15 protein-coding genes are annotated in these 15,296 nt (G+C 75.6%); 6 read left to right on the top strand and 9 right to left on the bottom strand.

Features of this window, described 5'->3' with window-relative positions; all coding sequences use genetic code 11:
• Positions 1-20 precede the first annotated feature (20 nt).
• From PH190_RS20535 to PH190_RS20525, 3 genes are all read left to right on the top strand, one after another.
• Positions 21-2,939, top strand: coding sequence for a cutinase family protein (locus PH190_RS20535; RefSeq protein ID WP_274233391.1), 2,919 nt, complete (start codon positions 21-23; stop codon positions 2,937-2,939).
• A gap of 90 nt (positions 2,940-3,029) precedes the next feature.
• The gene (locus PH190_RS20530) at positions 3,030-4,691 is read left to right on the top strand and encodes an acetolactate synthase large subunit (protein ID WP_274233390.1); all 1,662 of its coding nucleotides are present in this window, start codon (positions 3,030-3,032) and stop codon (positions 4,689-4,691) included.
• 109 nt (positions 4,692-4,800) lie between these two features.
• Positions 4,801-5,553, top strand: a complete 753-nt coding sequence (locus tag PH190_RS20525; protein WP_274233389.1) for an ANTAR domain-containing protein — start codon at positions 4,801-4,803, stop codon at positions 5,551-5,553.
• On the opposite strand, the gene PH190_RS20520 is transcribed toward PH190_RS20525, so the two are convergent.
• Both PH190_RS20520 and PH190_RS20515 read right to left on the bottom strand, forming a co-directional pair.
• Positions 5,550-6,812 carry a cytochrome P450 gene (locus PH190_RS20520; RefSeq protein ID WP_274233388.1) on the bottom strand — a complete coding sequence of 421 codons (1,263 nt, stop codon included), beginning with the start codon at positions 6,810-6,812 and terminating at the stop codon, positions 5,550-5,552. The genes PH190_RS20525 and PH190_RS20520 overlap by 4 nt on opposite strands.
• On the bottom strand, positions 6,809-7,387 hold the full coding sequence (locus PH190_RS20515; protein WP_274233387.1) for a PadR family transcriptional regulator: 579 nt from the start codon (positions 7,385-7,387) through the stop codon (positions 6,809-6,811). The genes PH190_RS20520 and PH190_RS20515 overlap by 4 nt, the downstream gene beginning before the upstream one ends.
• A 125-nt stretch (positions 7,388-7,512) precedes the next feature.
• On the opposite strand from PH190_RS20515, the gene budC reads away from it, so the two are divergent.
• Positions 7,513-8,298 carry a meso-2,3-butanediol dehydrogenase gene (gene budC, locus PH190_RS20510; RefSeq protein ID WP_274233386.1) on the top strand — a complete coding sequence of 262 codons (786 nt, stop codon included), beginning with the start codon at positions 7,513-7,515 and terminating at the stop codon, positions 8,296-8,298.
• A 97-nt stretch (positions 8,299-8,395) separates the two neighbouring features.
• On the opposite strand, the gene PH190_RS20505 is transcribed toward budC, so the two are convergent.
• From PH190_RS20505 to PH190_RS20485, 5 genes are all read right to left on the bottom strand, one after another.
• Positions 8,396-8,806 (bottom strand): hypothetical protein, encoded by a 411-nt coding sequence (locus PH190_RS20505; protein WP_274233385.1) that lies wholly within the window; start codon positions 8,804-8,806, stop codon positions 8,396-8,398.
• Positions 8,807-8,924: 118 nt separating this feature from the next.
• Positions 8,925-9,368, bottom strand: coding sequence for a universal stress protein (locus PH190_RS20500; protein ID WP_274233384.1), 444 nt, complete (start codon positions 9,366-9,368; stop codon positions 8,925-8,927).
• A 24-nt stretch (positions 9,369-9,392) separates the two neighbouring features.
• Entirely contained in the window at positions 9,393-9,701 is a 309-nt protein-coding gene (locus tag PH190_RS20495; RefSeq protein ID WP_274233383.1) for a Dabb family protein, read from the bottom strand.
• Positions 9,698-11,275, bottom strand: a complete 1,578-nt coding sequence (locus tag PH190_RS20490) for an IucA/IucC family protein (protein ID WP_274233382.1) — start codon at positions 11,273-11,275, stop codon at positions 9,698-9,700. The genes PH190_RS20495 and PH190_RS20490 overlap by 4 nt, the downstream gene beginning before the upstream one ends.
• Before the next feature lie 47 nt (positions 11,276-11,322).
• Positions 11,323-12,381, bottom strand: coding sequence for a patatin-like phospholipase family protein (locus PH190_RS20485; protein WP_274233381.1), 1,059 nt, complete (start codon positions 12,379-12,381; stop codon positions 11,323-11,325).
• A gap of 68 nt (positions 12,382-12,449) precedes the next feature.
• Between PH190_RS20485 and PH190_RS20480 the strand changes: the two genes are divergently transcribed.
• The gene (locus PH190_RS20480) at positions 12,450-12,863 is read left to right on the top strand and encodes a PPOX class F420-dependent oxidoreductase (RefSeq protein ID WP_274233380.1); all 414 of its coding nucleotides are present in this window, start codon (positions 12,450-12,452) and stop codon (positions 12,861-12,863) included.
• Between the two features lie 22 nt (positions 12,864-12,885).
• Here the strand turns inward: PH190_RS20480 and PH190_RS20475 are convergent, their stop codons facing one another.
• Positions 12,886-13,266 (bottom strand): MerR family transcriptional regulator, encoded by a 381-nt coding sequence (locus tag PH190_RS20475; protein WP_274233379.1) that lies wholly within the window; start codon positions 13,264-13,266, stop codon positions 12,886-12,888.
• Positions 13,267-13,404: 138 nt separating this feature from the next.
• A complete protein-coding gene (locus PH190_RS20470; protein WP_274233378.1) occupies positions 13,405-13,863 on the bottom strand; it encodes an Hsp20/alpha crystallin family protein in 459 nt (152 codons plus the stop codon).
• A gap of 169 nt (positions 13,864-14,032) precedes the next feature.
• Between PH190_RS20470 and dinB the strand changes: the two genes are divergently transcribed.
• Positions 14,033-15,226 (top strand): DNA polymerase IV, encoded by a 1,194-nt coding sequence (dinB, locus tag PH190_RS20465; RefSeq protein ID WP_274233377.1) that lies wholly within the window; start codon positions 14,033-14,035, stop codon positions 15,224-15,226.
• The last annotated feature ends 70 nt before the right edge of the window (positions 15,227-15,296 follow it).

The raw sequence follows: 15,296 nt of genomic DNA, 5'->3' as shown, positions 1-15,296 counted from the left end.
GGGGCGGTCTCGTCGGACACGTGCCCGTCGGCGTCCTCGCCGTCGCGGCGGTGCTCGTCGTGACGCTGTTCGCCGGCGGGACGGGCGTGGTGACGCTCGCGGCGCCCGGCGCGCCCGCCGAGTGCCGCGACGTCACGCTCTTCGCGGTCAACGGCAGCGGCGCGGCCGGCGGCGAGACGCTCGCGGCGCTCACCGACCCGCTGGTGGGGCAGGTGGGCAACCGCCTGTCCGTGGTCGCGGTGCCCGGGCCCGAGGTGGGGGAGTCGTACGCGGCGAGCGAGCAGCAGGCGGTCACGGCGCTCGCCGACCAGGTCGCCGCGCAGCTTGCGGGGTGTCCGGGCAGCCGCGTGATGCTGTTGGGCTACTCGCAGGGCGCCCAGGTCGCCGGCGACGTCGCCGCGCGGGTCGGCAGCGGGCAGGAGTCCCGTGTACCGGCCGACCGGGTCGTCGCCGTGGGGCTCTTCGGTGACCCCGCCCGCGACCCCGCTGCCCGTACCGTCCCGGACGGCGTCGACGGGCAGGGCGTGCTGCCCGCGCGCGAGGGCGGGTTCGGGTCGCTGGCGTCGCGCACCATCCAGGTCTGCGCGCCCGACGACCCGGTGTGCTCGACCCCGCCGGGCACCAGCGCGCCCCCGCTCGAGCAGACCGTCGCCGCGCCCGCCCACGCCGGGTACGCGCGGCTCGAGGTCGCGCCGAGCACGCCGGCCACGCGCTGGGCGTCCGACTCGCTGGGGCGGCTGATCACCTCGCTGCCCGCCGCGGCCGGCTCCGGGGCGCCTGCCGCCGACCCGGCGGGGGTGCCCGCGTCGACCGGCGCGGCGCGGACGGGCACGCCGGGAGCCGCCACCACCCCGACCGGCCTGCCCGGTGCCGGCACCGTGGCGCCGGGGACGACGACGCCGGGTGCCGACGGCGGCGCCGGGACGGCCGCGCCGGGCAGCGGCGGCGGGGGCGGGGGCGGCGGGTACGAGACCAGCACCCCGGGCGGCGGTGGGACGACCGGTGTCCCCGGCGCCGGTGACGACGCGCGCGTGCCGGGCGGTGACGACGCGGGCGGCCTCCCGGGCGGTACGGGCGCAGCCCCGCGGACCACGGCCCCCGGGACGACCGGGCCGGAGACGACCGGGCCGGAGACGTCCGGGCCGGAGACGACCGTGCCGGACGGGTCCGGGCAGCCGGGGTCGGGCTCCGGGTCGGCGCAGCCGCCGGCGGGCGGCGACCTCTACCCGGACACCGGCGACGGCGGTGCCGCCCCGACCGGCGCGGCGCCGGGCACGGGCACCGGCACGGGGTCGCGCACGGGGACCGGCTCGGGCCCGGGGGACGCGTCGACCCTGCCTTCCGGCGCGGCCGATGACGGCGCCGGATCCCGACCGACGCCGACGACGCCGCCCGACGAGGGCGGCGCGGCCGGCCGCGGCGGAACGGGCGGAACCGGTGGCACGGGCACCGGCTCGGGCGCGGCGGAGGACGGCACCGGCTCCGGGCCACGGTCGACGACCCCGCCGGACGAGGGCGGCGCGGCCGGCGGCGGGACGGGCGGCACCGGGTCCGGAGGCTCGGGCGGGAGCAGCGGTACGGGCGGCACCGGGAGCGACGGCGGCACCGGGAGCAGCGGGAGCGGGACCGGCGGCGGGAGCGCCGCCGCCGAGGACGGCACGAACTCGCAGCCGCGGACGACCACGCCGCCGGACGAGGGCTCGTCCTCCGGCCGTGGCGGAAGCGGCAGCAGCGGCTCCGGCAGCACGACGTCACCGGACACGACGACCCGGGGACCGTCCGGCGGTTCCGGCGGAGGCAGCGCCAGCGATGGCGGGACCGGCAGCGGCGGGACCAGCGGCGGCGGGGCTGGTCCGTCGGAGGACGCCGGCGGCAGCGCGGCCGAGGACGGCGGCAGCGGCACGGACGGCGGCAGCGGCACGGACGGCGGCAGCGGCACGGACGGCGGCGGCGCGGGCAGCGGCGGCAGCGGGGGCAGCAGCGGCGGGAGCGGCTCCGACGGGGACGCCGACCCCGGGAGCGGCACCGGATCAGCCGGGAGCGGCACCGGCACCGGCTCCGGCTCCGGCTCCGCCGGCGGGGACACCGGCGCGCTGTGGGCGCTGACGTCCGGGCTCGCCGGGTTCCGCGACTCCAACGGCGGCAACGTCGAGGGCGGCGGGCTGAACCCGGAGGAGGTCGAGAGCCCCAACGTGCCGGGTCGGCAGGTCGTCAAGCTCGAGGTGCCCGACGGCGCGAAACGCTCCGAGGTGCGCCCGGAGGAGGCGCAGGACATCCGTGCCGGTCAGCACCTGTTCTTCGGGTACAGCGCCTTCCTCCCGCCCGACTTCCCGGTCGACACGTCGGACTGGCAGGTCGTGTGGCAGCTGCACGACGGCGGCACCAACACCTCGCCGCCGGTGGCGCTCGAGATCGTCGACGGGCGGCTGTGGCTGGCCAACGTCGGCGACCGGGTCCGCGACCTCGGTCCGGTGCAGGCCGGCCGCAACCTCGCGGTGCAGATGGACATCGAGTTCGAGGTGGGCGGCGGGTCGGTGTCGGTCCACCGCGACGGGCAGCAGGTCCTCCAGGACTTCCGCCCGCCGCGCGGCACGATGATCGACTCGTTCGACTACCTCAAGACCGGCATCTACCGCGACTCCGACGGCGACGCCCGGCCCGCGACACTGTTCCTCAACGACCTCAAGATCGGCGAGACGCTCGAGTCGGTGTCGGACCTGGCCGGGGCCGAGCAGGGCGGCACCGGCGACACCGGCACGGGCACCGCCGACGCCGGCGCCGGCCCTGAGAGCACCGGTGGCACCCTCGGCGACGGCGCCTCGGGCGGCGGGGGCACGGACGCGTCGAACACCGGGGCGGGCACGGGGACGAGCACCGGCACGAGCTCCCGCGACCGCTCGCCGCGCCAGATCGGCGTGGCCCAGCCGGGTTCCGGGTAGGGCAGGGCGCCGTCCGGGGTGTGCCGAGCGCGCACCCTGGGCATCAGTCCGTGGTCCGACGCGCGCCGATCCCCGGGAGTGGACCGACACATGAGGGCCAGCGACCTGTTCCTGCGTTGTCTCGAGGCGGAGGGCGTCGAGTACGTCTTCGGTGTCCCCGGCGAGGAGAACGCCGACCTCCTGATGTCGATGCGCGAGTCGTCGGTGCGCTTCGTCGCCACCCACCACGAGGCGGGCGCGGCGTTCATGGCCGACGTCTACGGGCGGCTGACCGGCCGGCCCGGCGTGTGCCTCTCGACGCTGGGACCGGGGGCGTCGAACCTCGTCACCGGCGTCGCCAACGCCAACATGGACAACTCCCCGGTCGTCGCGATCACCGGGCAGGGCGCCACGACGCGCCTGCACAAGGAGTCGCACCAGGCGATGAACGTGGTCAACATGTTCTCGCCGATCACCAAGTGGACGACGTCCCTGCGCGACGAGACCACGATCCCCGAGGTCCTGCGCAAGGCGTTCAAGCTGGCCGTGGCCGAGAAGCCGGGCGCGACGCACGTCGAGCTGCCCGAGGACATCGCCAAGCACGAGGTCGAGGCCGCGCCGATCGTGCCGCCGGAGAAGGTGCGCCGCCCGGTCCCTGACGAGAAGTCGATCGAGGCCGCGCTCGACCTCATCGCCCGCGCCGAGCGCCCGGTCCTGCTCGTGGGGCAGGGCTGCGTGCGCACGCGCGTGAGCCGCCAGCTGCAGCGGTTCGTCGAGAGCACCGGCATCTACGCCGGCATGACGTTCATGGGCAAGGGCGCGCTGTCCGACCGCCACGAGCGCAGCCTGTACGCGGTCGGGCTCGGGTCGCGCGACTACGTCACCGAGGTCTTCGAGGCCGCCGACCTCGTCATCGCCGTCGGCTACGACATGGTCGAGTGGCCGCCGGCGCGCTGGAACATCGGGCGCACCAAGCGCCTGCTGCACATCGACTTCGACCCCGCCGAGGTGGACGACGCCTACCGGCCGACGGTCGAGATCGTCGGTGACGTCGCCGCCACGCTCTGGGCGATCAACGAGGGCCTCACCGCCGAGCACCACTACGAGGACATCCACCTGCACCGCCGGGTGCGGGAGTCGCTCACCGAGGAGATCGGCGAGGCGGGGGCCGGCGCGGAGGCCGAGACCGGCGACTTCCCGATGAAGCCCCAGCGCATCCTCGCCGAGCTGCGCGCCGAGATGGACGACGAGGACATCCTCATCAGCGACGTCGGGGCCCACAAGATGTGGGTCGCGCGGCACTACCCGACCTACGCGCCGAACTCCTGCATCATCTCCAACGGCTTCTGCTCGATGGGGATCGCGGTGCCCGGCGGGGTCTCGGCGTCGCTGGTCGAGCCCGACAGGCGGGTCGTGGCGCTCTCCGGCGACGGCGGCTTCATGATGAACATGGCCGAGCTCGCGACCGCCACCCGTCTCGGCGTCGCCCCGGTCAACGTGGTGTGGGAGGACAACGACTACGGGCTCATCTCCTGGAAGCAGGAGGTGGAGTTCGGGCACCACTTCGGCACCGAGTTCAAGACGCCGGACCTGGTCGCGGTGTCCGAGGGCCTCGGCTGCCACGCGCGGCGCATCGGGTCGGCCGACGAGTTCCGGCCCGCGCTCAAGGAGGCGTTCGACCGTCGCGACAAGCCGTCGGTCATCGTCGTGCCCGTCGACTACCGCGAGAACGTCAAGCTCACCAAGCGGCTGGGGCAGCTCATCGCACGGTGACCGCGGGATCACGGGGAGAGACGGACCGACCTGGTCGCCGCCCGGCGTGCAGGATCACGGATAATTCCGGGGTTCCGTGTCCCTGCGTCACCGGTGAAGGTGCACCTCGATGACCCTCGACAGCACGTCGGACTCCGGCCCGATCGACGGGCTCGCCCCCGCGTTCGTGCACCTCGCCGACGCCCTGTTCGCCGTTCCCGCGGACTCGGGTGTCGTCGGGGTGGTCGAGCGTGTGGTGGACGCCGCGCGCGCGATCGTGCCCGGTGCCGACGTGGTGTCGGTCGTGCTGCGCAACCCCGACGGTCGCCTCGACACGGTCGCGGCGAGCCACGACGTCGCGTTCAAGGCCGACGCGCTGCAGGACGAGGTGGGCGAGGGCCCGAGCCACACCGCCATGCACCGCAGCGGCGTCGGCACCTCGATGGGCCACCTGACCGGCGCCGACGCCTCGTGGCCGACGTTCGGTCGCCAGGCCGCCGAGGGCCTCGGGCTCGGCGCGGTGCTGTCGACCGGCATGTTCCCCGGCGGCGAGCCGCCGCGGTTCGGCGCGCTGAACTTCTACTCCTGGACCAGCGACGGCCTCGACGCCGCCGACCGCGACCACGCGCTCGTCCTCGCCGCCCACGCCGCGACGGCGATCGCCGCGGTGCAGGCCCGGACGGCCGCGGAGCTGCGGGAGGCGCAGCTGCGCGAGGCCCTCAAGAGCCGCGACGTCATCGGCCAGGCCAAGGGCGTGCTCATGGAGCGCCGTGGCCTGACCTCCGACGAGGCCTTCGACCTGCTCCGGCGCACCTCGCAGGACCTCAACGTCAAGCTCCGCGAGGTCGCCGAGACCCTCGTGACCCGCCGCGGGGAGCTCTAGGCGGATCGCGGGGCGAGGCGCACCGGCAGCTCGTCCAGGCCGCCGGTGAGGCGCTCGGTGTGCAGCGTCAGCGCCGTCGGGTCGACGGCGAGGCGCAGCTCGGGCAGGCGCGTGAACAGCGTCGTCAGGCCGACACGCAGCTCGGTGCGGGCGAGGCTCGCGCCGATGCAGAAGTGCGGCCCGTGCCCGAACGACAGGTGCGGGTTCGGCGACCGGTCGGGGTCGAACGCGCCGGCCCCGTCGAAGGCGTGCTCGTCGCGGTTGGCGGCGCTGGTGACGATGACGACGCCGTCGCCGCGCGCGATCGTGACCTGCTCGTCCCCCTCGCCGACCGTCACGTCCTCGTGGGCGTAGCGCAGCAGCCCCATCCCGCCCGGCTCGGCGAGGCGCAGGACCTCCTCGACGATCGCGTCGACCGAGCCGGTCGGGTCGGCGACGAGCCGGTCGCGCACCGACGGGTTGACCAGCAGCAGGACCACTCCCAGCGAGAGCCGGTTGACCGTCGTCTCGTGCCCGGCGAACAGCAGCCCGGCGGTCAGCTCGGCGACGCGGGTGTCGGTCAGGCGCGGGTCGTGCGCCTGCGCGGCGACGAGGTCGGAGATGACGTCCTCGCCGGGCTCGGCGCGCTTGGCGTCGGCGAGCCCGGCGGTGTAGCGCTCGAACTCGGCGCGCGCCACCGCCGGGTCGTCGCCGGTCAGCGTCGCCATCCGCTCCGACAGGCCCTTGAAGTACACGCGGTCGGAGACCGGCACGCCCAGCAGCTCGCAGATGACGAAGATCGGCAGCGGCACGGAGAAGCCGGCGTGCAGGTCGACGACCTCGGACCCCGTCGCCAGCAGGTCGTCGACGAGCCCGTCGGCGAGCTCCGCGACCCGGTCGTGCAGCCGGCGCATCCGCTTCGCCGAGAACGCGGGCGTCAGCAGGCGCCGCATGCTCGTGTGGTCGTCGTCCTCGTGCTCGTGGTCGCCGGTGGGCCCGGCCATCACCCCGGCGTCGGAGACGCGGGCGGCCTGCTCGGGCTGCGGGTGCGAGCGGCCGAGGCGGCGGTCGGCGAAGAGGGTCTTGGCCTCCTCGTAGCGGGAGACGAGCCAGACGACGTCACCGGCGGGGGTGCGCACGCGGGTGACCGGACCCGCCGCACGGAGCCGCTCGTAGAGCGGGGAGATCGTCAGCGCGTCCTCGCGCGGGAACGGCAGCTGCGGCAGGTCCGGGGCGTCGTCGTGCGCGGTCGAGGTGGTGATGGTGGTCCCGCTGGTCATGGAGGCATCTCCTCGTGCTGACGGGTGGTGGTGGACTGGTCGTCGGCGCGGCGCGCGAGCCGGTCGAGCCAGCCCTGCTCCTCGCGGATGCGGCGCAGGACCTCGTCGAGGACGAGCGCGGCCCAGGGGTCGTCGGTGGCGGTGTCGGGGTCGTCGACCGACGGGGGTGCGGCCGCCTCGGCCAGCCCGGCGAGGCGGGCCCGGCGCTCGGCGAGCACCCGGCCCCGGGCGTCGAGGACACCGCGGCGCTCGGCGGGGGTCAGTCGCCCGAACCCCGCGAGGCGGGCGAGGAACTCGGCCTCGTCGCCCGCGAGCTCGTCGGGCAGGTCGGCGAGCTGGTCGTGCAGCAGCTCCCGCCCGACGTCGGTGAGCGTGTAGACGTGCCGCGGCGGGCGGCCCTCCTGCGGCTCGAGCGTGCGGGTGACCGCGCCGGCCTCCCCGAAGCGCTTCAGCGCCGGGTAGAGCGAGTTGTTGTGCAGCTTGATGCCGGTCGCCGCCTCGATGCGCCGGCGCAGCTCGTAGCCGTGCGCCGGCCGTCGCGCCAGCTGACCCAGGAGTAGCACGTCCACCCACACATAGGTCAGCGTGACCTAGGTAAGACTGACCCGCCACTCGACGTGAGCTGCTCGACACCACGGGTGAGACCGCCGGGCGCGGGTAACCGCGGATGGTCAAGCTTTCAATCGTCCGAGGAGGACTCGTGGCCGAGAGCCGCTCCACCGGCACGTTCACCGGCGCCGTCGTCATCGTCACCGGCGGCGGCTCGGGCATCGGCGCCGCCACCGCCCACCGCTTCGGCGCCGAGGGCGCGACGGTGGTCATCGCCGGGCGCACGCAGGAGAAGCTCGACAAGGTCGCCGCCGACGCGCCGGCGGGCTCGACGATCGTCACCCGCGTCGCCGACACGTCCGACGAGCAGGCGGTGACGTCGCTCGTCGAGGACGTCGTCGCCGAGCACGGACGGCTCGACACGCTGGTCAACAACGCGGCGGTCGCGGAGCCGGGCACCGTCGCCGACATCGACGGCGACACCTGGCGCCGCATCATGGCCACCGACGTCGACGGCGTCTTCTACGCCTCGAAGGCCGCGCTGCCCCACCTGCGCACCAGCGGCGGCAGCATCGTCAACGTCGGCTCGGTGTCGGGCCTCGGCGGCGACTGGGGGATGGCCGCGTACAACGCCGCCAAGGGCGCGGTCACCAACCTGACCAACGCCATGGCCCTCGACCACGCCGGCGAGGGCGTGCGCGTCAACGCCGTGCACCCGAGCCTGACCGCCACCGACATGTCGGCGGGCATCCGCTCCGACGACGACACCATGGCGGCGTTCCGGCGGCGGATCCCGATGGGGCGCCCCGCCGAGCCCGCCGAGGTCGCCGACGTCATCGCGTTCCTGGCGAGCCACGACGCGCGCTTCGTCAACGGCGCGCACATCCCCGTCGACGGCGGCCTGGGCGCCTCGAACGGCCAGCCGAACATGGGCTGATCACCGCGGCGATCGCTCGCTGAGAACAGAAGCAGCGAGCGGCGCCTTCGCTCGCTTAGAAGCAGCGAACAGCGCGTTCGCTGCAGGCCCCGCGAGCTCAGGCGTCGAGGAGCGTGCGCCACACGCGGCCGGCGCCGCGGCCCTCCAGCACGGTGTGCACGGTGACGGGCGCGGCCCGGTCGGTGCCGGCGTCGGCGCGCGAGCCGGCGTCGAGCAGGCGCGCGGCCGGGAACGCGGCGCCCTTGGGGCGGCTCAACGTCACCCGGTGGCGCCGCCCGCCGACCGTCACCCGCAGTCCGCCCGAGCCCTGGTACCAGGGAAAGGCGAGGCGCTCGACCGCGCCGAGCGGGGCGTCGAACACCACCCCCTCCGCGGTCACCAGCCGCAACCGCCCCGCGTACAGGCTCAGCACGCCGGGCTCGTTGGTGAGCCCGCGCAGCAGCCAGGCCGGCGTCGCGTACGACGGCGCGAGATGGGTGGGGCTGGCGGGAGTCAGCGGTGTGGCCACGGCGACCTCGGGAGCGGGCAGGAACAGGTGACCCGCCTCACTGTAGGTGCCGTGTGTGATCGTTCGCTGGTGCGTACGGGTGATTCGTTACGCCGACTCGTCGCTCCGGGACGGTCCGTCACGGCACGACGGTGACCGGCCACTTCCCCGCACGCACGAGCCGGCCGGCCAGCGAGCCGACGATCCGGTGACCGGCGCTGGTCGAGGCGCCGACGACGACGGCGTCCACCTTCCGCTCGTCGGCGAGGCGCACGATCTCCGCGTACGGGTCGCCCTGGACGCGGACGAGCTCGCCGGTGAGCGCGAGGTCCTCGAGGTAGCGCTTGGCCTCGCCCTGCACCTCGGCGGCGAGCTGCTCGGCGGTGTCGGACAGCACCGCCAGCGCGCCGGGCGCCATCGCGGCGAGCGAGGACGTCGTCGCGACCGTCACCACGAGCAGGTGGGCGTGCTGGCGGCGCGCGAGCCCCGCGGCGTAGGCGCCGGCGCGCAGCGACGTGATCGACCCGTCGACCCCGACCAGGATGGTGCCGGGGCCGTCGGTCCCGAGCTCGAAGCCCGCCATGGCCCGATCATGCGCCGGTCGGCGTCACCCGGCGAACTGCACCGACGTGCGCTGCCCCACGTGCGGCGCGATGTCCTCGACGATGATCCGCCGGTGCTCGGCGTCGTCGCGGTAGGCGAGGTAGGAGTCCATGTCGTCGAACACCGCGACCACCGCGAAGTCGGCGTTGACCTCGGCGAGGCCCGCGTCGCGCCCGCAGGTCCACGACCGCAGCCCCTTGAGGTCGGCGTCGGCGATCCACCGGCGCAGGGTCTCGGCGATGCCGTCCGGGATCGACGGGTCCTCGGCGGCCTGCCCGGTCCAGCTGAACGTGACGACGTGGGTGAAGGTCATGCGGGCATCCTCCACCCCGCGGCGGCGATCGGGTTGGGCACCTCGACGTAGATCGGGTCCTCCCCGCGCCCGGCCGCCCAGCTGCGCAAGTGGGCCTTGGCGGGCAGGGTCGGGGCGTGGCGCAGCTCCGCGGCCCAGGGGCGCGCGGCGGGATCGCGGACCTCGCCCAGCACCTCCGCCACCGTCGCCCACAGCGGCTCCTCGCCGACGGTGTGCCGGCCGAGGACGGCGACGAGCAGGGCGAGGTGGTTGGTCACCGCGTGGTAGCGCAGCCGCTGCCAGGCCTCCTCGCGGGTGTAGACCAGCGGCGAGTCGGCGGGCAGCCCGGCCGGCAGGCGGTCGCGGCGCAGGTGCGCGCCCTCGAGGTCGCGCACCCGGCACGCCGTCGGCCACCCGTCGTCGTCGGTGACGACCAGCGTGTTCTGCGGGTGCGCCTCGAACCCCAGGCCCGCCGACCCGAAGACGTGCAGCATCGGCACGAGCGAGACGGCGAGCCAGCGCCGCAGCCAGGCGTGCACGTCGCCGGCGGCGCGCATGTCGGCGAGCAGGGGCGGGTCCTCGCCCGCCGGCCCGTCCTCGAGCACCGCCGCGAGCACCCGCGGGCTGCCCGGCGGGAACGGCGCGCGGGCGATGACGGTGAGGTCGGCGGCGAGCCGGTCGCCGCCGACCGCCGGGTCGAGGGTGGCGAAGCCGAGGTCGCTGATGACGCCGAACCCGGGCGGCAGGGCCGGGAGGTGCGCGACGACCCGCGCGGCGTCGAGCGCCCGGCGCGCGTGCTCGGGCGGGGTGGTGCGCACGAAGTGGGTCAGGCGCGCCCGCAGCGGCAGCTTCCACGACGCCCCGGTCACCGTGTCGACCACCGTGCGCACCGACGACGTCGGCCACACCGGGTCGCCGAGCGGGCCGAGCCGGCGGGCGGCGCCCTCGGCCTCGAGCAGCGCGAGCGTGGGGTCCCGGGCGAGGACGCGCGCCTGGTACGGGTGCACCGGCAGCGCCGTCCAGCCGGCCGGCACGTGCGGGGCGACCGCGGCCGGCGGCGTCAGGGGCGCCCCGTCGGCGAGGACGACGTCGTCGCGCAGCGCGAGGTGGTGCAGGACGAACGACGCGCCGAGCTCGGGCGCCCAGGCGGTGAGGTCGTCGTCGCCGAGGCCCTCGGCGCTCTTCGGGGTCGGGTGGAACGGGTGGCCGTAGCGCACCGCCTGCTCGGCGTCGCGGGTGCGGTCGCCGGTCGGGGCGGCGGGCGCGTCCAGGTAGCGGGCCGTGCGCGCGACGCTGTCGGCGACGATCGCGGCGAGGTGGTCGACCGGTTCGCCCTCGCCGACGGTCTCGAGCACCGCGGTGACGACCTCGTCGTGCGTCGCGGGCCGCCCGTCGAGGGTGACCGCCTCGGCGAGGCGGTGGTGCCCGGTGGGCGAGCGGTGCAGCAGCGTCACCCCGAGGGTGCCGGCGGGGAGCGTCAGGCCCAGGGCGTCACCGTCGCGCGTGACCGGCGGGTCCAGCTCGCGCAGCAGCGAGGTGACGAGACGCTCGCGCGCCGCGCGCTCGGCGCGGGCACGCGCCCCGGCGGTGACCACCCCGCCGAGTCTGCCCGCCGGGCGTCACACGCGGCGGGCGCGGGGCGTCACCGCACCCCACCGGCCGTGCCGGCCAGTGCCTCGTGGGCGTCGCGGCGGAAGCGGCGCTTGTAGGCCCGCCAGTCGAACCGGGCGAGGAACTCCTCGGCGGCCACGTACCCCGCGTCGTAGAGCGCGCGGGCCCGCGCGGGCGTGATCCCGAAGTCGAGCAGGCCGACGGCCCCGGCGTCGACGTGGATGGTGCGCGCGGCGACCCACGGCTGGTTGAGCACGGCCTGGTCGCGGCCGAGGATCATCGTGGTGATCAGCTGCTCGAGCAGGCGCAGTGGCGCCGGCTGGGGGATGTCGAACCACCGCGAGTGGAACAGCGCGACGTTGTCGCCGATCCCGGGCTTGGGCGCGGTGGTGATCGTGACACCGAACGTCGGGAACGCCGGCTCGCGGCCGTCGGTGCGGTCGAGCGAGTCGATGGGGAAGTTCGAGAGCAGCCCGCCGTCGACGAGCGTCGAGGTCACCCCGGTCCGCGCGTTGGTCAGGGTCGTCGGCTTGAAGAGGAACGGGATGGCCATCGAGGCGCGCACCGCGTCGGCGACCGGCTGCTCGTCGGGGTCGAGGCCGTAGACCGACCGGTAGTCCCACGGCAGCCGCACCAGCTGCCCGAGCGTCAGGTCCGAGCAGGTGACGACGAGCCGGTAGCGCTGCGCGGGCGGCAGCGAGGGGTCGTCGATGCGCAGGTCGCCGAAGGTGTGCACGCCCAGCGCGGCGAGCTCCTCGGCGACCCAGGTGTGCAGCCACTCGCCCTGGTAGAGCCCCTGCCCGCCGAGGAACGCGAGCGCGGGCCCGGCGAGCGGGAGGCGCGCGATGCCGCTGCGGTCGGCGACCTCGCGGAAGTTCAGTCGCGCGGTGATCTCCCCGAGCCGCTCACCCGTGGCGCCCGCGGCGGCCATCGCCCCGACGAGCGCACCCGCGGAGGTGCCCGAGATCCGGTGCGGCGCCCAGCCGTGGTCCGTCATCGCCGCGACCGCGCCCGCGAGCCCGATGCCCTTGACCCCGCCGCCCTCGAGCACGAGGTCCGCCGGGCGCCGTCGCCCCGCTGTGGTGGCCATACGGGCCATGTTCCCCCCTCCGTTCCTCCCGCTGCGCAGGCCCACCGCCGGCGTGGTGGGCTGATCCGGTGAGCGCGACCACGGGCGTGACCGCCCTCGGTGACGAGCCCTTCCTGTCCCTGACCACCCACCGCCGCGACGGCACCCCCGTCCCGACCGCCGTGTGGGTCGCCCGCGACGGCGACTCCCTGGTCGTCATCACGTCCGCGACCAGCGGGAAGGTCAAGCGGCTGCGCCGCGACCCCCGCATCGTGCTGCGGCCCTGCGACCGCGCCGGCACCGTCGCGCCGGACGCCCCGACCGCGGAGGGCCGCGCCGAGATCGTCGACGACCCCGCCGCCCAGGCGGGCCCGCGGCGAGCCCTCGCGGCCAAGTACGGCCTGCAGTACCGGCTGATCTCGGTGCTCGGGCTGGTCGGCCGGCTCCGGGCGCTCGTCGGCCGGGCCCCGGGGGAGCGGGTCATCCTGCGCCTGCGGGACTGAACGGCCCGGGTGCGACCCGGATCTACTCCGCGCGGAGCTCGTCGAGCGCGTCGTGCGCCCGCGCGAGGTCGGCCCGGGCCTCGTCGCGCTCGGCGCGGGCCTCGTCGCGCTCGGCCCGCGCCGCGGCGAGGTCGCGCTGCGCGTCGGCGAGGTCGCCGCGCAGGGTGAGGATCGACGCCGCCCCGGCGATCGTGTGCCCCTCGTCGGAGAGGGCACGGACGCGCGCGGCGAAGTCGACCTGCCGGCGCGAGTACCGCCGCTGACCGCCCTCCGAGCGCTGCGGGTGCAGCAGGTCGGCCGCGTCGAGGCTGCGCAGGAAGGCGGGGGCGACGCCGATGAGGTCGGCGGCCTGGCCGATCGTCAGCGACGGGTAGTCCTGGTCGTCGAGCTGTTCGACGCCCATGGGCCCCTCCTCTCGCGCCGTTCGGTCCCGCAGCTCGGCGAGACGTGCGTGAGCACCCGCCGGGGCGCCCGGCGGGTGCTCACGCGGTCTCGGTCTCGGTGTTTTCGTTGGTGGGTCGTCGTGGTGTGTCGGTGGCGATCAGGACGTCGGCGCCTCCTCGCGGTGCTCGTCGGGGGTCCCTTCGATGCTCGTCGTCGCGGCGGCGTGCTCGATCTCGATGCGGCGCGGCTTCGCGCGCTCGGCGACGGGGATCGTCAGCGTCAGCACGCCGTCGGTGTACGACGCGTGGAGACGGTCGAGGTCGAGGTCGCGGCCCAGGACGAGCTGGCGGCTGTAGCGCCCGCGGGGCCGCTCGGCGACGAGGTAGTCGCCGTCGCTGCTCGGCGCCGTCCGCGCGGCCGTCACGGTGAGCGCGTTGCCGTCGACCGAGACGTCGATCGACCCCGGGTCGACGCCCGGGAGGTCGAACGAGGCGACGAAGTGGTCGCCGGCCCGGTAGACGTCCATCGGCATGCCGCTCACGGTCTGCTGCCGGGAGGCGCCGGCGAGGCGCTCGAGCGCCCGGAACGGGTCGAAGGGGTCGTAGTTCAGCAGCACGATCGGTCATCTCCTTCCCTCGACGTACTGCGCTGCGGGGCTTCCGATGCCCATAGTTGTAGCTCCATCTACAGGTTTGCGCAAGACCCTGGTGAAGGTTTTGTGTCGGCGGGACGGGAGGTCCACTCAGGCGCTGCCCGGCGTCGGTGCCGCGTGCGACCGTGGTCCCGTGCCCGGCGAGCCGACGATCCTGCACGCGGATCTCGACGCCTTCTACGCCTCGGTCGAGCAGCGCGACGACCCCGCGCTGCGCGGGCGCCCGGTCATCGTCGGCGGCGGCGTCGTGCTCGCCTGCAGCTACGAGGCCAAGGCCCGCGGGGTACGCACGGCGATGGGCGGGCGCATGGCGCGCGCCCTCTGCCCGGACGCCGTGGTCGTCCCGCCGCGCATGGAGGCCTACAGCGGCGCGAGCCGGGCGGTGTTCGCGGTGTTCGACTCGGTGACCCCGCTGGTCGAGCCCATCTCGATCGACGAGGCGTTCCTCGACGTCTCGGGGCTGCGGCGGATCGCCGGCCCCCCGTCGGGGATCGCGGCCCGGCTGCGGCGGGAGGTCGCCGCCGACGTCGGCCTGCCGATCACCGTGGGCGTCGCGAGCACGAAGTTCCTCGCGAAGGTCGCGAGCCGGGTCGCGAAGCCGGACGGGCTGCTCGTGGTGGAGCCCGGTGGCGAGCTCGAGTTCCTGCACCCGCTGCCGGTGGAGGTGCTGTGGGGCGTCGGCGAGGTGACCTCCCGCAAGCTGCGCGGCCAAGGCGTCACCACCGTCGGCGACCTGGCCGCCATCGGCGCCCCGACCCTCGAGTCGTTGCTCGGGCGCGCCGCCGGACGGCACCTCGACGCCCTGGCCCACGGCCGCGACCCGCGCCGGGTGCAGGTCGGGCGGCGCCGGCGCTCGGTCGGGGCGCAGCGGGCGCTCGGGCGCGGGCCGGTGTCGCCCGAGCGCACCGACGCCGTGCTCATGGGCCTGGTCGACCGCGTCACCCGCCGCATGCGCCGCGCCGGGCGCACCGGGCGCACGGTCACCCTGCGGCTGCGGTTCGACGACTTCACGCGCGCGACGCGCTCGCACACCCTCACCGTGGCGACGGCCGAGCACGACGCGGTCCTCGGCGCCGTCCGGCTGCTCGCCGAGGCCGCCGCGCCGCTGATCGCCGAGCGCGGGCTGACGATGCTCGGCGTGGCCGTCGGCAACCTCGACGACACCGGCGGCGTCCAGCTCGAGCTGCCCTTCGCCGGGGATGCGCACCCTCTGGCGCTCGACCTCGCCGTCGACGACGTCCGCGAGCGCTACGGCCTCTCCGCCGTCACCCGGGGCACGCTGCTCGGACGCGACCAGGGGCTCGAGATGCCGATGCTGCCGGACTGAGCGGTCGGTAGCGTGGCGTAGCGTTGAATTTCGGGGATCTTGCGGTGAGGTCGGTGGGTTCGCCTCGCGG

Origin of the sequence: Actinomycetospora straminea, assembly GCF_028737255.1 — a bacterium.
Lineage (GTDB): Bacteria > Actinomycetota > Actinomycetes > Mycobacteriales > Pseudonocardiaceae > Actinomycetospora > Actinomycetospora straminea.
The sequence above is the reverse complement of the archived record's forward strand: the minus strand, read 5'-3'. Positions and strand labels throughout refer to the sequence as shown.